18 protein-coding genes are annotated in these 17,354 nt (G+C 45.9%); 17 read left to right on the top strand and 1 reads right to left on the bottom strand.

The window, feature by feature from the left end; genetic code table 11:
* The first annotated feature begins 223 nt into the window (after positions 1–223).
* From QZT18_RS08275 to QZT18_RS08225, 11 genes are all read left to right on the top strand, one after another.
* The gene (locus QZT18_RS08275; RefSeq protein ID WP_294146523.1) at positions 224–790 is read left to right on the top strand and encodes a type II secretion system F family protein; all 567 of its coding nucleotides are present in this window, start codon (positions 224–226) and stop codon (positions 788–790) included.
* Positions 791–967: 177 nt separating this feature from the next.
* Positions 968–2,182 (top strand): immunoglobulin-like domain-containing protein, encoded by a 1,215-nt coding sequence (locus QZT18_RS08270; protein WP_294146521.1) that lies wholly within the window; start codon positions 968–970, stop codon positions 2,180–2,182.
* Between the two features lie 22 nt (positions 2,183–2,204).
* Positions 2,205–2,384 (top strand): Flp1 family type IVb pilin, encoded by a 180-nt coding sequence (locus tag QZT18_RS08265; RefSeq protein ID WP_125141444.1) that lies wholly within the window; start codon positions 2,205–2,207, stop codon positions 2,382–2,384.
* Between the two features lie 44 nt (positions 2,385–2,428).
* Positions 2,429–4,321 carry a DUF5702 domain-containing protein gene (locus QZT18_RS08260; RefSeq protein WP_294146519.1) on the top strand — a complete coding sequence of 631 codons (1,893 nt, stop codon included), beginning with the start codon at positions 2,429–2,431 and terminating at the stop codon, positions 4,319–4,321.
* A gap of 215 nt (positions 4,322–4,536) precedes the next feature.
* Complete coding sequence (locus tag QZT18_RS08255; RefSeq protein ID WP_294146517.1) at positions 4,537–5,376, top strand: hypothetical protein; 840 nt, start codon at positions 4,537–4,539, stop codon at positions 5,374–5,376.
* A gap of 14 nt (positions 5,377–5,390) precedes the next feature.
* Positions 5,391–5,825 (top strand): hypothetical protein, encoded by a 435-nt coding sequence (locus tag QZT18_RS08250; protein WP_294146515.1) that lies wholly within the window; start codon positions 5,391–5,393, stop codon positions 5,823–5,825.
* 207 nt (positions 5,826–6,032) lie between these two features.
* Complete coding sequence (locus tag QZT18_RS08245; protein WP_294146513.1) at positions 6,033–6,380, top strand: hypothetical protein; 348 nt, start codon at positions 6,033–6,035, stop codon at positions 6,378–6,380.
* 15 nt (positions 6,381–6,395) lie between these two features.
* A complete protein-coding gene (locus QZT18_RS08240; protein WP_294146511.1) occupies positions 6,396–8,279 on the top strand; it encodes a DUF6382 domain-containing protein in 1,884 nt (627 codons plus the stop codon).
* Between the two features lie 97 nt (positions 8,280–8,376).
* Positions 8,377–9,006 carry a rhomboid family intramembrane serine protease gene (locus QZT18_RS08235; RefSeq protein WP_294146509.1) on the top strand — a complete coding sequence of 210 codons (630 nt, stop codon included), beginning with the start codon at positions 8,377–8,379 and terminating at the stop codon, positions 9,004–9,006.
* Between the two features lie 2 nt (positions 9,007–9,008).
* Positions 9,009–9,431 carry an HIT family protein gene (locus QZT18_RS08230; protein ID WP_294146507.1) on the top strand — a complete coding sequence of 141 codons (423 nt, stop codon included), beginning with the start codon at positions 9,009–9,011 and terminating at the stop codon, positions 9,429–9,431.
* A 9-nt stretch (positions 9,432–9,440) separates the two neighbouring features.
* A complete protein-coding gene (locus QZT18_RS08225) occupies positions 9,441–9,989 on the top strand; it encodes an RNA polymerase sigma factor (RefSeq protein WP_125141438.1) in 549 nt (182 codons plus the stop codon).
* Here the strand turns inward: QZT18_RS08225 and QZT18_RS08220 are convergent.
* Positions 9,979–11,046: an undecaprenyldiphospho-muramoylpentapeptide beta-N-acetylglucosaminyltransferase gene (locus QZT18_RS08220; RefSeq protein WP_294146497.1), complete on the bottom strand. Its 1,068-nt coding sequence runs from the start codon at positions 11,044–11,046 to the stop codon at positions 9,979–9,981. The two genes, QZT18_RS08225 and QZT18_RS08220, sit on opposite strands and share 11 nt — an antisense overlap.
* A gap of 233 nt (positions 11,047–11,279) precedes the next feature.
* Between QZT18_RS08220 and QZT18_RS08215 the strand changes: the two genes are divergently transcribed.
* The 6 genes from QZT18_RS08215 (at position 11,280) to dpaL (ending at position 17,283) form a co-directional block, all read left to right on the top strand.
* Complete coding sequence (locus tag QZT18_RS08215) at positions 11,280–12,098, top strand: hypothetical protein (protein WP_294146491.1); 819 nt, start codon at positions 11,280–11,282, stop codon at positions 12,096–12,098.
* Between the two features lie 2 nt (positions 12,099–12,100).
* Entirely contained in the window at positions 12,101–12,625 is a 525-nt protein-coding gene (locus QZT18_RS08210; protein ID WP_294146488.1) for a DUF6147 family protein, read from the top strand.
* A 226-nt stretch (positions 12,626–12,851) separates the two neighbouring features.
* Positions 12,852–14,633: a sigma 54-interacting transcriptional regulator gene (locus tag QZT18_RS08205; protein ID WP_294146486.1), complete on the top strand. Its 1,782-nt coding sequence runs from the start codon at positions 12,852–12,854 to the stop codon at positions 14,631–14,633.
* Positions 14,608–15,129 carry an N-acetyltransferase gene (locus tag QZT18_RS08200; protein WP_294146482.1) on the top strand — a complete coding sequence of 174 codons (522 nt, stop codon included), beginning with the start codon at positions 14,608–14,610 and terminating at the stop codon, positions 15,127–15,129. Before QZT18_RS08205 ends, QZT18_RS08200 begins: the two co-directional genes overlap by 26 nt.
* A gap of 42 nt (positions 15,130–15,171) precedes the next feature.
* Positions 15,172–15,720 (top strand): DUF6933 domain-containing protein, encoded by a 549-nt coding sequence (locus QZT18_RS08195; RefSeq protein WP_294146480.1) that lies wholly within the window; start codon positions 15,172–15,174, stop codon positions 15,718–15,720.
* Between the two features lie 363 nt (positions 15,721–16,083).
* Positions 16,084–17,283 (top strand): diaminopropionate ammonia-lyase, encoded by a 1,200-nt coding sequence (dpaL, locus tag QZT18_RS08190; protein ID WP_294146478.1) that lies wholly within the window; start codon positions 16,084–16,086, stop codon positions 17,281–17,283.
* The last annotated feature ends 71 nt before the right edge of the window (positions 17,284–17,354 follow it).

Below are 17,354 nucleotides of genomic sequence, written 5' to 3'. Positions count from 1 at the left end.
CGGGAGGCGGAAACAGGAGCGGCCGGAACGCCGGATTAAAGCAGGCGGCCAGGCGGTATATGACAGATACAGTCTTTCGGGCCGGGAGTGGTTTACGTATGCGGCCGGAGGAACCGCAGCCTGTGCCGCAACGGCGTATGTATTTTACAGAAGTATAGCGGCTTTTCTGATTTTTCTTCCTCTGGGAATTCTCTATCCGTTAATAAAAAGGAAGGAGCTGGCGGTGCGGAGAAAGGAGGCGCTCAGGCAGCAGTTTAAAGAGGCCGTGCTGATTCTGTCCTCCTCCCTGGGGGCGGGCTACTCCGTAGAGAATGCTTTTGCCGCAAGTCTGCGGGAACTGGAGGAGCTATATGGGGCGGAAGGGATGATCACGGTGGAATTCTCCTACATCTCATACCAGTTGAGAATGAACAGGACGATAGAAACGCTGCTGGCCGAGTTCGCAGGAAGAAGCGGATTGGAGGAGATAAAGAACTTTGCCGAGATATTTGCCGTTTCCAAGAGGAGCAGGGGAGAACTTGTCTCCGTCGTCGACCATACGGTTCATGTGATCAGCGACCGCCTGCAGGTCCGGGAGGAGATTCTGACGATGACGGCCGAAAAGCAGTTTGAACAGAAGATTATGAACCTGGTTCCTTATTTTATTGTTTTCTATATCGAGTTTTCATCGCCCGGCTTCTTTTCACAGATGTATGTGACAACGGCGGGGCGGGTGGTGATGACGGGATGTCTTATTGTGTATGTGACCGCCTGTTTTCTGGCGTTGAAGATACTGAATATTGAGCTTTAGTGATAAAGGCGGAATAACAAAAGGGAAAGAGCGAAAAAATCGAAAAGAAATCCGGGAAAAGGCTTGAATGAAGAGCCGAAAAGGGAACAGAAGAAAGCAGAAAGAGGTGTAACAAAAAGAAATGGAACAAAAAGGGAAAGGGAATGGATCTTAAGAAGATGGAGATGAGATGGAACGATGAAGGTGGAAAAACGACAGGTTATCTGTGTCATTTTGGGGATAATTCTTGGCCTGGCCTGCTTTTTTGTGGACAGGCAGGAGCCGGGATTAGCCGGAGGACGTGGAATTGGGAGAAATTCCTATGGCCAGGGGGAAAAAGAACAGATTGTTATCGTAAAAGGCCTGCTTACGGAAAAGACACCCGTGGACGTAAGAATTGGAGAGCGGCAGTATACCGGAGAGGAGGCAGCGCAGGCTATCCAATCAGCCGTAGAGGAATTATCCGCAGAAATATCAGGGGACAATGAATCACTGGAACGGGTGCGGGGTAATCTGAAGCTGGCTTCCTGGCTGGATGAATATGGAGTGGCCGTACAGTGGCAGCCGGAGGATACGGAACTAATCAGCCCATCCGGGGAAGTTTTCAACAGAGACTGTCCTGAGAACGGCACGGAGACGATATTGACGGCCAGATTGAGGGCGGGAGAGTATTCCGAAGAATACATATTCCGGCTGACGGTTTTTCCGCCGGGAGGCTCGGCGGAAGAGAAAAAGATTGCGGCTTTTAAGCGGTTCCTGGCCGAGGAGGAAGAGAAGCAGAAGCACTCGGAAGTATTTCTTCTGCCCGCTCAGTTTGATGGGGAGGATATATCCTATACCGTGAACAAGGGACGGGATTACCTGGCATTTCCGCTGCTCGGCGTATTGGCGGCGATTCTGTTGCCCTTTAAGGACAGACAGAAGGAAAAGGAGGAAAAGAAAAACAGGGAACGGCAGATGATGATGGACTATTCCGAGATCCTGTCCAGGCTCGTGGTGTTTCTGGGAGCCGGTCTTCCGGTAAGAAAGGCCTGGGAAAAGATAGTGGCGGATTATGTGCAGGCGGTAGAGGAAAATGGAAAGAGGGCGGCCTATGAAGAAATGGCGGCAGCCTATCACCAGATGCAGAGAGGAGTGCCGGAAATACGGGCCTACTCGGAATTTGGCAACCGCTGCAGAGTGCTTCCCTACAGGAAACTGGCCGGGATACTGGAACAGAACGTGAAAAACGGCTCTAAGAGCCTTGAGCCAATTCTGGAAACGGAGATGGAGAATGCTTTTGAACAAAGAAAGAATCTTGCCAGGAGGCTGGGGGAGGAGGCCTCCACGAAGCTTCTTCTGCCCTTGTTTATGATGCTGATGATTGTGATGGTGATGATATCGGTTCCGGCCTTTTTGACTTTTGGAATCTGATATACCGGAGAGGAGAGAATGTATGAGATTAAAAAATGAAGTAATGGCGTTCTGGTACGATGAGAATGGGGTAACCGTGATAGAGATAGTTCTGCTGCTCGTCGTGGTGATTGGCCTGGTCCTGATTTTTAAGACCCAGATTAATACACTGCTCAACAATATATTCAAACAGATTAATAACAAGTCGAAGGAGGTTTACTAGTGCTGCATTGTATCAGGCGGCATTTGACTATAAGAAAACCGTGTTTGGGGAAGATACCCGGGGCGGCAGATGGAAGTATTACCGTATTTTTAAGTCTTACCTTAACCTGTATCTGTGCTCTCATGGGAGGACTTTTTGAGTCTGCCAGGACAGCGGGAACCGGTTGGTATGTGCAGATGGCACTCGATTCTTCCCTTGACTCCCTGATGAGCAAATATCACAGGGATGTGTGGGAGCAGTACAGGATCTTTGCGCTGGAATATGAAGATGATGAGGGGCTGGCTGCGGAGATGGAGCCGTATCTGGAGGGCTATTTTAATGCTGTGCCGTTTTATCCGGTCGGGGACAGGGAACTGAGCGTTTCAAAGATCACGGGTATTGCGGAGGAGGAAGGCCGCTGGTTCGAGAAGGAGATACTTGATTACATGAGGCTCGGAGTCTGGAACATGGAAAAAGAACCGGGTGCGCTGAATGAGATGGCGGATGGAATAAAAGAGGCTGAGAGTCTGGGAGCCGTTGCGGAGGAATATCAGGAAAACGGCCGGCGCCTTTTGGAACTGGAACGAATTGTGGAGGAGATTGGAGAAAACCTGAAAAGGCAGAGGGAGTACCTGGAGAAAGGAAATGAACAGCTTGAAGACGGAAATGGTTCCGGATTCATACGTACGGCCGGAAAGCTGGAACGGGAGCTGGGTAAAATCCCGGCTCTCGTCCGCAAATATGAGGAGAAGGCGGAGGAACTGGAAACAGTGGTCAAAGAAACGGAACAGAGGGCGGAGAAACGCCGTAACGATCTTCAGCCCCAGACCTGGGAACTGGTGACGGAAGAGATGGACAGTTACCGTTCTTATACCGACAGTGAGGGAAGCAGACGGAAGGAAGTGAAACAGACGGAAACAACGGCCGGGGAGAATAAAGAGATCGTCAAAGCCGCGATTGAAAAGGCGGAGGAGGTTCAGGAGTATATAGATTCCTGGGAACCGGATGACGATGATGATGAGCTGGATGAAGAACGTCTTTGGAGAAAGGTACTCACAGTTACCGGCAGATTCAGAGTGGATACACGGTTTGAGAAAACCGGAATAAAAGACAGGAAAAAGCTGAATGTCCTGGAATCACTCAGCCGTCTGGCAGGTACTGATTTGCTGTCAATTGTTGTGCCGGAAGGAAAAGAGGTGTCCGGGGACAGAGTGGATACATCACAATTTCCTTCGGTTACGGAACTGCGCGGCGGCCATGACGGTGAGGAGGAGACAGGAAGTAACCTTCTGGATATGGCGCTGATCCATGAGTACGCCGCCTCGTTTTTCACCAATTTTCTCTCAGAGCAGGAGCGGCCGGTGAAATATGAGCAGGAATACCTTTTGTCTGGTAAGGATACGGACCGAGGGAACCTGAAGGCGGCCGTAAACAGAATCGTGGCGGTGAGGGAGGCAATGAATCTCTTATATCTGCTGGGGAATACAGAGAAAAGGGCTGAGGCGGAACAACTGGCGATTGCCATAACCGGTGCGTCGGGGCTCGCTCCGCTCGTGGCGGTCACAACCTTCTTTATTCTCACCGTCTGGGCGCTGGCTGAATCCATTGAGGATGTAAGTATCCTTTTGAGGGGCGGAAAAGTCCCTTTTGTAAAGCAGAGAGATGACTGGAAGGTTTCTCTGTCGGGATTAGCCGGGGAAGGTATTGCTGTTTTAGGCAAGGCGGAGGATTCCGGCAAAGAAGGGAGGGGATTTGATTATCAGGCATATCTTAAGCTGCTTCTTCTGCTGGCCGGCAGAACGCAAAAGGAATACAGGATGATGGATATGATACAAAAAAACATAAGAATCGTCCAGACCGATTTTCTGGTGAGAAAGTGCGCCTGCCGTTTGGAGGCGGAGGTGAAAGGCCGGGGAGTCCTGATACCTGTAAGGAAACGGACCGTAAAGGCATATTAGGATAAGAGGGGAACCGGAAGTCGGCTGCATCATTACGGGGCGGAGTACAATGCCCTTTTCAGAAATCAGACCCAGAAAATGTGCCTCTCCAAGTACACCTGATAAGTCTCCGAGCTTCTTTTCATATAGAATGCCATGGATATTATATTCCTTATAGTCTGATTCTGAAAAGGGTGTTGCACTCCGCCCCGGAAAGGCAGGGGGGTGAAAAAAGAGTGACTGAAAAGACACATGAAAACTGCTTTGAGGCCAGCCTGACCGTTGAAGCTGCGTTAAGCTTTACTATATTTATATTTACCGTAATACTTCTAGCGGTGCCGATGGAATTGCTGGATACGCAGAGAAAAATACAGATGGTATTGGAGACAACGGCCAGGGAGATGAGCCAGTATGCGTATATCCGCTACCGGCTTTCAAAGGGAGAGGAAATCTCTGACACAGAAAACGGGGAAGATTCTTCGGATATTTCAGGATTTTTTGCAGAGGGCGCGGCGAAAACGCTGCTTGCCGTTAAAATCGGAAAAGCAGCCGGGCAGGGAAGAATCAGTAGTCTGGACCTTTCCGGCACGACGATCTCAGAAGATGGGGAGGAAATCAGCCTGCAGGCAAAATACAGGCTCAGGCTGCCATTCAGCGTTTTCATACTGGACAGTGTTCCCGCGGCCTCCGGGAGTTTTAAGAGAGGATGGACGGGAAGTGAAGGAGGACGAAACTCCCACCGGAATCAAGCGGGGAATCAAAATGAGATTATGGTTTATGTGGGGAGAACCAGAACAAGATATCATCTGTCTCCTGACTGTCATTACATATCGAACGATATTACATCATTGCCGTGGGACAGCATCGGAGAACAGGTCAGCAGCAGCGGGACTCATTACAAGCCGTGCAGTGTGTGCGGAAAGGGGGCCGGAGCGGGAGCGACTGTTTATGTAATGCCGAATGGAAAGTATTATCACAGCAGAAAGGACTGTTCTTCAATTGCATTTTATGTGCAGAAGGTGCCTCTATCCGAGGTGGAATATCTGGGGGCCTGTTCTTATTGTGGGAAAAAATAGGGGGGAATGAGTACATGGAACTGATATACAGCATATTTTTACTGATGTCTGCCTGGTATGATCTGAAGATAAAAAAGATTCCCTTGTGGACTTTGGGTGTGTTCGGATGCGCGGGACTCTTGAGCCTGTTTTCCGGTACGGAAAACGGATGGGCAGGAATGGCGGCATTTTTGCCCGGTATTTTGCTGCTGCTCCTGACCGTCTGTACAGGAGGGGCCGCCGGAGCCGGGGACGGCTGTTTTTTTATCGTGTCCGCCTGTTATCTTGGTTTATCACAGACGGTTACACTTTTTATCTGCAGTGTTCTGTTCTGTGGAACATGCAGTCTGGGAATGGCGGCCTGGGGTTTTACCCACGGCATCAATGCCGGAAAAATGCGCCTGCCGTTCATTCCATTTGTTATCCCCGCCTGGTTGTGGCTGATGTTTTGCAGGATAGCGGTGGGATAGGCGGTGCTTAAGGGGGGAGTTAATACTATGGTAAAAAACAAGAATAAAATGATGAATCAAAACAAGGAGCGAATAAAGAATCAAAACAAGGAGCGAATAAAGAATCAAATAAATAAACAAATAAATAAACAAGTAAATAAAAAAGCAGGGAGAATAAAAAATACAGGATTAGAAACCGGGATTCTATGTCTGGAAGCAAGTCTCACTGTGGAAGCGGCCCTGGTCATGTCAGCCATGTTCCTGTTCATTGCATCGCTGCTAACGGGCGTATTCGAGATTCATGCGCGTGTGGTTGGAAATATGGTTTTACAGGAAGCGCTGGAACGGTATGTCCATTTGGAGGAAGAGGAGGAAGGACAGTCGGAGCGGGAGTTGGAGAGCCGGACACAGCAGGATTACCGGGGCTATTTTTGGTGCGGAGGGGGCCGCATTGCTTTGAGGGATGCGGGACACAGACTTGAAGGTGAGGCAGGGGGGGAAACAGAGACAAATATATCGGTTAAAAAATTTGATCCTGAGAATTTTCTCCGGCTGCTCAGGGCAGCCGGAGTTTAGGTGGGGGAATGACAGGTGGAAGTTCGTTATCAGAGAGAGGTAAATCATAACTACATGATATTGGATGCCCCCGGCCAGGGAGGGGGATATGAGTGCCGCATGCTTGCGGCAAATGCCATTAAAGGTCTGTTAAAGTTCAGAGTAAGGCAGTATGAGGAAAAAAGGGAATTTTATTATGAGATAACGTCGAAGCAGCCATTAAAAAGGCTGCTGGAACAGAGAAAAATAAGCGGAGGAGAACTCCGCTCCCTTTTGCTGGGAATTTCTGCAGTAACGGTGAAAATAGAGGAATATCTCCTGAAAGAAGAACAATTACTCCTGGATCCGGACTTTATCTATATTGATCCCGACAGTTTCACGGTCTATCTCTGCCTCCTGCCCGGGTATTCCTGTAATTTTCCCGAAGTTCTTTCTGGACTTTTACAATACCTGCTGGAGAAGATAAATCACCAGGACAGGGAAGGCGTAGTCATGGCTTACAACCTTTATCAGGAGAGCCTGCGGGAGAACTATGGAATGGCGGATCTGCTGAGGCACCTGACAGGAACCGGGGATTCTGTTTTTGGAAAATGTAGAGAAAGCGGCGTGGTAAAAAGAGGCGGTCCCGGGCAACCAGGACGGGATGGAGATGCCTGTTTGCCGGAATACAGTTTTGAGGAGCATGACACAGAGGAATATGAAGCCCGGAAGCAGGACAGTGAAATATATTCACAAGCATCACATATGAGAGGTTCTTGTGGAGCAGGAACTTATATGAAAGGAGCTTATTTAGCTGGCTCAGGTAAGGAAGAATCAGGTATAGAGGGACTTTATACAAAAGGACTTTTTTCAGAAAGATCTTATGTGGGAGAACCTTATACGGAAAATGTCTATGCGAAAAAATCATATCCGGAAAAATCATATGAGGAAGAACTATATATGGAAACACCTTATACGGAAGCTGCGTATATGAAACCTTCTCAAACGAAATCACCTCATATGGAAGATTCCTATATGCCATCACCCCGTCAGAGAGGATTCTGCACGGGATATCCCGAAAATGAAAAATGCCATACGAAGAAAAACAAAACTGGAAGACAGGAGCGGGTAAAGAAAGACCAAAAAAACATGCAGGATGGAGAAAAACGGGAACAAGGCCGAGGCCGCATCAGGATAAAAGATTTTCTGCAGATTTTAGTTTTTTTATCAGGAGCAGAGCTAGGGGTATGGTATTTTACCGGAACAGAGGGGATTAGAAGATATGGGGTTTGGCTTGCAGCAGGTGCGATGATTATTTTTCTTATGAAGTTTTTGTCGGCACATGTTAAAGAAGAGCCGGGGGTAGGGCACTCTAAAATTTTAAATAATAGTCCTGTTCACCGGATGACCGGAAAAAAAACAGAAAAAGCAGGAGATAAGATTAGGTATGACGAACAGGATGCAGTGGCGGGGAATGAGTTCCGCCTTTGCCCTGAAAGTGAGGAGGAATACCGTCAGAGAATGATGGAAGAAAGAAAACGGGAGGAGCAGCATTCCCGGGAGGAGGGGACGGCCCTTCTTTCGGAGAATACCGGGCAGTCAGCCGGCCCGGTTCTTGTGAGTATGGGGGAGAATGAGAACAGCATTGAGATACCCTACCTGCCATTTGTAATTGGGAAACATGCTGAACTGGCGGACTTTTGTCTGTCTCGTCCCACGGTAAGCAGACTGCATCTGAGGATTGACAAAAGGGAGGGCGTATACATCGTAACGGATTTAAATTCGACCAATGGAACGGCGGTGGAGGGATATAAGCTTCAGGCGAACGAGACAGTGAGTATCCGTGACGGCGATATCATTGCAATTGCAGAGGTAAAATACCGGTTCGCAGAAATGCAACAGGGTCAAAAAAGCGTTACAGATAACTTAAAAAAGATGTAGAAAAATGTCGATTTACATCAATACGGAGTTTTTCAAAAATACCATAGAAGAACGGTAATTGCTGTGCTATAATAGTGCCATTGAAGGATGTGCCAATATGAATAATTATAGAAAAAAAGCATATGTCAACGGAACTATTATAGCGGTTAACGTGATTTATTTTCTTTTCCTGGAGATAACAGGCTCTACATTAAATACGGGGTTTATGGTTGAGCGGGGCGCCATGTACGCACCTCTTATATTACGGTATAAGGAATATTACAGACTGCTCACTTCTGTTTTTATGCATTTTGGAATTGGCCACCTGATCAATAATATGTTGGTTTTATTCGTTCTTGGGGACAACCTGGAACGGGCGTTGGGCAAGGTAAAATATCTGATATTTTACCTGTTATGTGGTGTAGGGGCCAATATCGTGTCTTTGGCTGTCAACATAGGTAGAGGGGCTTATGTTGTCTCGGCTGGAGCCTCGGGGGCTATTTTTGGTGTTGTAGGCGGACTTGTGTATGCTGTGGCTGTAAACAAGGGACGTCTGGAAGACCTGAGCACACAGCAGTTGATGATACTGGTTGCAGTAACACTTTATCATGGATTTACAAGTGTTGGAGTAGACAATGCTGCACATGTGGGCGGCCTGATAATTGGTATTTTTCTGGGCATGATATTCTACAGAAAGCCCAGTAAAAATAAAAGATGCATATATAATGCAGAAAATAAGGAGTGGTGAAAATGACAGATAACAATTGCATTTTTTGCAAAATCGCAGGAGGGGAGATACCATCAGCCACAGTGTACGAGGATTCAGACTTTAGAGTAATTCTGGATCTAGGTCCGGCATCCAGGGGACATGCCCTGATCTTGCCAAAAGAACATTATAAAGATCTCTGTGAACTGGATGAATCAGTCGCAGCAAAGGTGCTTCCGTTAGCCGGTAAAATCGGAGCAGCCATGAAAGAGGTTCTGGGATGTTCAGGATTTAATGTGGTGCAGAATAATGGGGAGACAGCAGGACAGACAGTTTTTCATTTTCATGTGCATATCATTCCAAGATACGAAGGCGGACCGGCTATGGTTACCTGGACACCGGGGAATGCTGATTCAACGGAACTTGCTGAAATTAGTAACAGCTTAAAAGAAGCAATGAAATCATAGGAGACATGTATGCGGCAGGATGAACGCAGGCTTTTAAAGGAACTTTACGAAGACTACTCTGTTCCACTGAAAAGGTTTGCCGCCAGTATAGGCGTACATTATGATGACATTGAAGATATAGTGCATGATACAATCATGGGATATTACTATCGTTATCCAATGGATTGGGATGCGAAACTGAAGACAACCATACTTATCAAGATATTATACAGCAGATGGAGAGATTGTTACAGAAAGAATTCCCGGTGTGTAACGAGCATCGACGCTCAGGACGAGGAATTTCTGTTTATGACCAAACTGCTTGGAGCTGATACATTAACCTATATTATGGATAATGAAATGTACCGTGAAATATGGAAACTTGTAGAGGGTATGAAGAAGGATTGGCGTGATGTAATTCTTCTCAGAGTAATACAGGAATTGTCGACAGAGGAGACATGCGAAATCCTGAACATACCGGGAACGGTTTGCCGAACCCGGTTGTCAAGAGCCAGAAAAGAGTTGCGCAAAAGAATTCTGGAAGCCGGTTTGATTGATGACGGCTATTTTAAGCGTTGATACATTCATCAACCAGATTGATGATAGTAGAAACCGCGTTATTAAGCTGGCTTTCAGCCATTTTGTCTATAAAGGCCTGGCGGTTTTTATAGGTTTCGGTAATTGCCTGCAGGAGAGATTCGCCTGTCAGTGCTTCTTCCTCCAGAACGGTGCTAAAGCCCTGTTTTGCAAAGGAATTGGCATTCAGGATTTGATCTCCGCGGCTGGCGGCGGCGGAAAGCGGAATCAGAATATTCGGTTTTCTGAGAGCGAGAATTTCACAGATAGAATTTGCCCCCGCTCTGGAAAGAACAAGATCAGCAGCAGCAAGGAGATGCCTCAGTGGTTTATCTACATACTCATACTGAACATAACCTTCTTTGCCGATCAGACTTTCATCCAGATTACCTTTGCCACAGATATGTATAATCTGGAAATGCTCTAACAGTTCAGGAAGAATGCTGCGGACCGCCTGATTTACGGTTACAGAACCGAGACTGCCTCCAATTACCAGAATAATCGGAAGGCTGGAGGACAGGTGGGTATATTGCAGCCCAGCCAGGCGATCACCGCTTAAGAGCTCTTCACGAATAGGAGAGCCGGTTAACACAGCTTTGTCTTCAGGGAGATACTTCAATGTTTCAGGAAAATTACAACAAACTTTTTTAGCAGAAGGAATACATATTTTATTGGCCAGGCCGGGTGTCATATCGGATTCGTGTATAATCACGGGGATTTTATGATGCCTGGCGGCTAAGACTACGGGGACGGCTACAAACCCCCCTTTTGAAAATACAACGTCAGGTTTGAATTTTTTTATAATTTTCAGGGCCTCTGCATAACCTTTGAGGACTCTTAGGGGATCAGAGAAATTTTTGATGTCAAAATAACGGCGGAGTTTTCCGGACGAAATTCCGTCATAGGGAATACCAGTTTCCTCAATCAGACGGCGTTCGATCCCATTGTAGGAACCAACGTAACGCACTTCAAATTCTTCTTTTTGAAGAGAGGGTAGAAGGGCAAGATTGGGGGTTACATGGCCGGCTGTACCGCCTCCGGTCAGGATGATTTTTTTCATAGGGTTTTCCTCCATAAATTTAACCGTCCGGCATAAGCAACTTCCGAACAGTGGAATGTTGTCTGCAGCGACAGGCCGCAGGACGACTAAACTATTATACTAAATTAATATTTATATTAGTATAGTAAACTTAAATGACAAAAAGTCAACCCCAAAGCCAGGGAAAGCGGCGGGAAAAGCCATGGAAAAAAATAGAGATTATCATATAGCTATGATTAAGCAGGAGGCAAACAGTGAGCAAGGACCGGGACAGACACAAAACAGAATATGATTTGGATCAGCTTCTGAAAGAGTCATTTAGAATGGACGATAAAACGCTCCTGGAGAGGTTTCAGCGCGCACAGACTGAAATAGACGATAGCCAGATACCTCCGGAACCAGAAGATGGTTTTGAACGGTTGCTGGAAAAAATAGAGCCAAGATACACCAGGGATAGCACTCCTGAAAAGAAATTCAGGAAGATACGCAGGCTTAAGCCGATTTTTAAAGTTGCTATGGTGGCGGGAGTTGTCGTGATGATTTTATTGGCGACGACTATAACTGCTGGGGCTAAGAAGTACTTTGTTTATAGGAAGACGGTTAGGCCGAGTTTTAGGAGTGATGTAGTTATAGATAATGATAAAAACAAGACTGATGCTGGCAGATTAGAAGAAGCTTATAATGAGATAAGTGAGAAAACAGGAATAAATGTCATACGGTTGGATCAAGTACCACCAGAGCTAATTTATCAAAAGACAATAATTAATGGTGAAATGGCGACGATGATTTTTGATTATAAAGGTAATTCCTTTGACATCGTGCAAACAACTAAAGATTCTGAGAATTCTGTAAACATTATTTCTGATAGAAAATTTAAAGAAAAAGAAGATGTTTATAATAAATGGCTGAATAGAGAAGTGGAAATTCAAAAAGCACAGAGGAAAACAGGAGATATTGAGTACAGTTCAGAGATAATTATAGGAAATTCGTATTACTATTTAACTGGAGTCATGGAAAAAGAAGAGTTTGTTAAAATAATACAGAATGTTTATATAGAAAAGGAGTCACAATAGAAATGAAAAATAAATGGAGACGATTGTTGATTAGTGTTGCTGTACTCACATTGTTTAATGTAATTCCGGCATACGCATCGGAAGTATTCTATTGGAATGGAATGGAAATACAAGATACCGGTGAAGAATCAGTAATTTTGCCAGAAGAAGTAACACAATCTACAGGCCAGGCAAGAGGAGAGGTCATATCTACTGGAATACTCAATATTAAAAACGAAGGGAAAGGAAAAGTTGCTCTAACGATTGAGACTTTAGCTCACATACAATGTGATAAAATATGTAACTCGATAACATTACAAAAATGGAGTGAATCAGCAGAAGATTGGGAGCAAGTGGGCCGATATGAGTTTGAAGCGTTACAAGAAAATCAACCAGATGAAGAGTTGAGATATTTGATAAATGGTGTGGATGTTGAAAATTTGGAACCGGGAAAATATAGAGCCCGAGGACTACATGCAGTTTATTTCAGAGAAGGATATGAGTCATTTTCTTCGAAGACTAATGGTGTCCAGGTAACTAAATATTAATAATACTATATAAAAGCTGTCGCAGTATAACGCGGCAGTTTTTTACTATTAATTTATAATACTAAACTGAGTAATTACATTTTTGGGTATCTGTCTTTAAAAGTTTATTGACATTTTATCCTATTGAAAATAAGATAAAGATATTAATTTTAAACTAAAAACCCACCTGTTTTTACCCGACCAACCATCATAGATCTCCCACTCCACAAGAAAGGACTCCCCTCACATGCCAAGTATCCTCCTAGAAATCCAGGAAACAGTAATGAAATATGCAGATATCATGTCCAAAATCGCCCAGGTGGAAGTGGAGGTTGTGGACAAGAATCTATTCCGTGTTGCAGGAACAGGGCTTTTCAAGCAGCATGTAAATGAGGATATGGCTCAGGAGGGATATGTCTATGAGCACCTGCTCCGTACGGGAAGTGTAGAGATTATTTACAATCCGGGCAAAGAGCGGTTGTGCCAGAAATGTCCGAAGAAGGACAGTTGCAGTGAAGAAATCGAGATTTCCATGCCCATCCGGCTGGGTGGTGAGATTATTGGGGTTATTGGGCTGGTCGGGAGCAGTCTGGAGCAAAAAGAGCGTGTTCTTTCCAATGAAAAGATGTATTTGGACCTGCTGGAACAGATTGCGGATTTCATAGCGGTGAAGGCGGGGGAACTGACGGAGTCTAAAAAGAGGGCGGTTCTTCTGGATGCACTGGACTGTGTGATTAACCATGTGGAGAAAGGAATTTTAATTCTGGGTGGCGATAATGTTGTTACGATGGCTAATGAACCGGCTAAACGGCAGCTTTCTATCGATATGCCGGAGGGGCAGATGGCGGTTGTCACACCGACCGGTGATAACTTCAGCCGTCAGAATGAATTTAAGGTGCTGTTAAATGACAAGGAATATTTTGTTATGGGCCATCTCTATGATCTGGATCAGGATCCCAGACGGTATTCCAAGGTACTGATATTTGAGAGCACCAGGGCAATGCAGGAGAGGTTTTATGAAATTACGAACACAGTTAATCCTCTCAGTACATTTAATATTATAGGAACCAGCCCACAGACGCTTCAAATGCAGGAAGAGATTAAAAAAATAGCGCGGAGCACCTCCACCGTCCTGATTACCGGAGAAAGCGGAACGGGCAAGGAGCTGGTGGCGACTGCCATCTGGAAGGCGAGCGACCGGAGGGAAAACCGCTTTATCGCCATTAACTGCGGAGCGATTCCGGAACCTCTTCTGGAGTCGGAGTTATTCGGGTATGTGAAAGGCGCGTTTACCGGCGCGGATCCGAACGGGAGAATGGGTAAATTTGAACTGGCTAACAGAGGCGTCATTTTCCTTGATGAAATAGGGGATATGCCCCTTTATCTTCAGGTTAAACTGCTTCGGGTGATCCAGGAACGCAAAATCATCCGTATCGGCTCGAATCAGGTGATTCCGATTGATGTCAGGATCATTGCGGCGACCAATAAAGATCTGAAAGAGATGATGGCAAACAATAAATTCAGGGAGGATCTTTACTACCGGCTGAATGTTATACCGCTTAAGATTGCCCCATTAAGGGAACGGCGAGAGGACATTAAGGATCTGGTTTACTATTTTGCCAACCGCTACGCCAGCCTGTTTGATAAGAATCTCTTCAAAATATCCGAGGAGGCAATGGACCGTCTCTATGAGTATCCCTGGTATGGAAATATCCGCGAGCTGGAAAATACGGTTGAATTTATGATTAATATGATGGAGGAGGACGGCGTTCTGGATATGAGGACGCTGCCGGCCAATATTTCGGAACCGCAGACGAAAGCGGGAACCGTTATACAGAATAGCACGGAGTTACAGGAAGCGGTGATTCCTCTCAAAGAACTGGAACGCAGTGAAATTCTGAAGGCTCTGCGACTCTGCGGCAATGACACGGAGGGGAAAAAGCAGGCGGCAAAAAAACTGGGAATTGGACTGGCGACTTTGTACCGGAAAGTGGAGGGAATGGATGATACGTCTGGCAAAATACGATGATTTGAACAGGATAATGGAAATTTACCAGGAGGCAAGAAATTATATGGAGGCCAACGGAAACCCGGACCAGTGGGGGAAAAATCATCCGCCGAGACAACTTCTGGAGGAGGATATTGGAAAGGCCCAACTTTATGTATATATGGAAAAGGGGGAGGTTCAGGCAGAGGATTCGATAAAGGAACCGGAAATAATACACGGTGTTTTTGCCTTCATCATTGGCCCTGACCCAACCTATACTTATATTGAAGACGGCGCGTGGCTCAACGACGAGGTTTATGGAACCATTCACCGCATTGCCGGGGACGGTGTGGCAAAAGGGGTATTTGAGAAGTGCCTCGATTTTTGCAAATCTCAAATTGCTAACCTGAGAATCGACACACATCACAATAATCTCACAATGCAGTACCTGGTTGAGAAAAACGGTTTTGAGAAATGCGGTATTGTTTATATGGAAGACGGAAGTCCGAGAATTGCATATCAGTATTTGGCCGGATGACGGAAAATTACGGAATGTTACGGAATATTAAGGAGGGGAAAGATGCAGTTAGGAATCACGATACCATTGCAGAAAACGTTAAAGCTCCCCAAACAATCATATGGAGAGCCGGAAGATTTGTTTTTCTGCTGGGAAGTTCATAGGGTTAAATATGAGGGCTGCAACACTCTGGTGGCGGTAAACGCCAATAACCGGTTTGGGATTGTTATGAGCGGAATAAAAGCATCGGAGTGGAAGAACCTCCCGAAGCTGGTGGAAGAGGGAATTGAAGCCGGAATGTATATGGAAGGCTTTTCTATGAAGGAGATAGACGCCTACTTCAATATTGCAGGACCGCCTGTATTGACGAAGACGCACGGTAGAAAACCGGTGGCAGGATTGAATAAAGCAATTGAATATATGTACTATGTACCGGAATCTCTGGATAAGCAGAGGAAATTTCAGGCGGCGCACTGCTGGCGGATGAACAGAGATATTTGTTCACCCAGCGGGTTCGAAGATTATAATGAACCAAAGGATTTTTTCCGGAGCGATATGGAACGCATTGGAATAATAAAAAACAATAAAATCATAAAATTTCCGATTCAATAAAAATGACGGCTCCATAACGCGGTAACACAACGGGATTCTCAGAATGAGAAATTATAATTCTCGAATTGAGAAATAATTCTCATTATGAGAATGAAAAACGGATAGAAATTTATCTTAATCCGCGTCAAAAAAAGAAAGAAATAGATTAAAAACGCATTAAAATCAATTCCGAGATTTTGGTGCGTTTTTATTTATGATAAAATTCACTAAACGGCCAACGTATTTAGTGGATTATTCAAATATAGTTTTAGATATTATGCACAAATGTAAAGAGAAAGGGGAGGAAAAGTTATGATTTGGTGTAAAAGTTGGCACGCAGTTTGCTTTAAATAAAAGTGAATAAACCCAAAGGAGAGAAATGTAATGAGAGAGGAATTTAAAGTTGTTCAATATGAGCGCAAAGCAGGCCCAAAGTTTAACCTGAATTTCCTGAATCTTGAGAGTGCAAAGAAAGTACGAAGTTTCCATGCGAGCTTTCCGGTATATAGAGAGACACCCCTGGTAGAACTGAAGAATACGGCAAAAGCGATGGGGCTTGGCAGCATATATGTTAAGGACGAATCTTACCGGTTCGGGCTGAATGCATTTAAGGTATTGGGCGGCAGCTACGCCATCGGCAATTACCTGGCGAAACGCCTGGGCAAGAGCATTACTGAAATGCCATATGATAAACTGATTTCCGAAGAGGTCAGAAAAGAACTGGGCGACATCACATTTGTGACGGCGACAGACGGCAACCATGGCCGTGGAGTTGCCTGGACCGCAAAACAGTTACAGCAGAAATCCGTTGTATACATGCCGAAGGGCAGCGCGGAGGAACGCCTGATGAATATCAGGGCGGAGGGCGCAGACGCATCCATAACCGACTTAAACTATGACGAAGCGGTACGCCTTGCCAACACGCAGGCGGATCAGAAGGGCTGGGTAATGGTCCAGGATACGGCATGGGAAGGATATGAGGATATTCCCGGCTGGATTATGCAGGGATACGGAACGATGGGATATGAGGCATACACACAGCTTCCCGAAAAACCAACCCACATTTTTTTACAGGCCGGAGTTGGCTCCATGGCCGGGGCGGTGGCAGGATTTTTTGCATCGGCTTACGGCGAGGATAGGCCTATTATCACAATTGTTGAGCCAAATAAGGCCGACTGTATTTTCAGGACGGCGGAAGCGGCGGACGGAACCCTCCATTTTGTGACGGGAGATATGGATACCATCATGGCGGGGCTGGCCTGCGGAGAACCGTGCAGCATCGGCTGGAACGTCCTGAGAGATTACGCCGACAACTTTATTTCGTGCCCCGATTACACGGCGGCACAGGGCATGAGACTTCTTGGAAACCCGGAGGCCGGAGACGCAAAGGTGATATCGGGAGAGAGCGGCGCATCCGCTTTTGGCTGTGTAGCAGAGATTATGAGGGATCCTTCACTTGCAGAACTGAGGACGAAGCTGAAACTGGATGAGAATTCCAGAGTGTTATTCTTCAGTACGGAGGGGGATACGGATAAAGAGAATTATAAATCAATCGTCTGGGACGGAGCATACCCCAGAAAGTAAGACACATAACAGTATCGGCAATCAAAGTCAGTAGCAGTTGTTAAAGGTAATAACGGTATTCAAAGGCAATA

Origin of the sequence: uncultured Clostridium sp. (genome assembly GCF_900547735.1) — a bacterium.
Classification (GTDB): Bacteria; Bacillota; Clostridia; order Lachnospirales; family Lachnospiraceae; genus Otoolea.
This window is presented reverse-complemented; position numbering and strand designations above follow the sequence as displayed.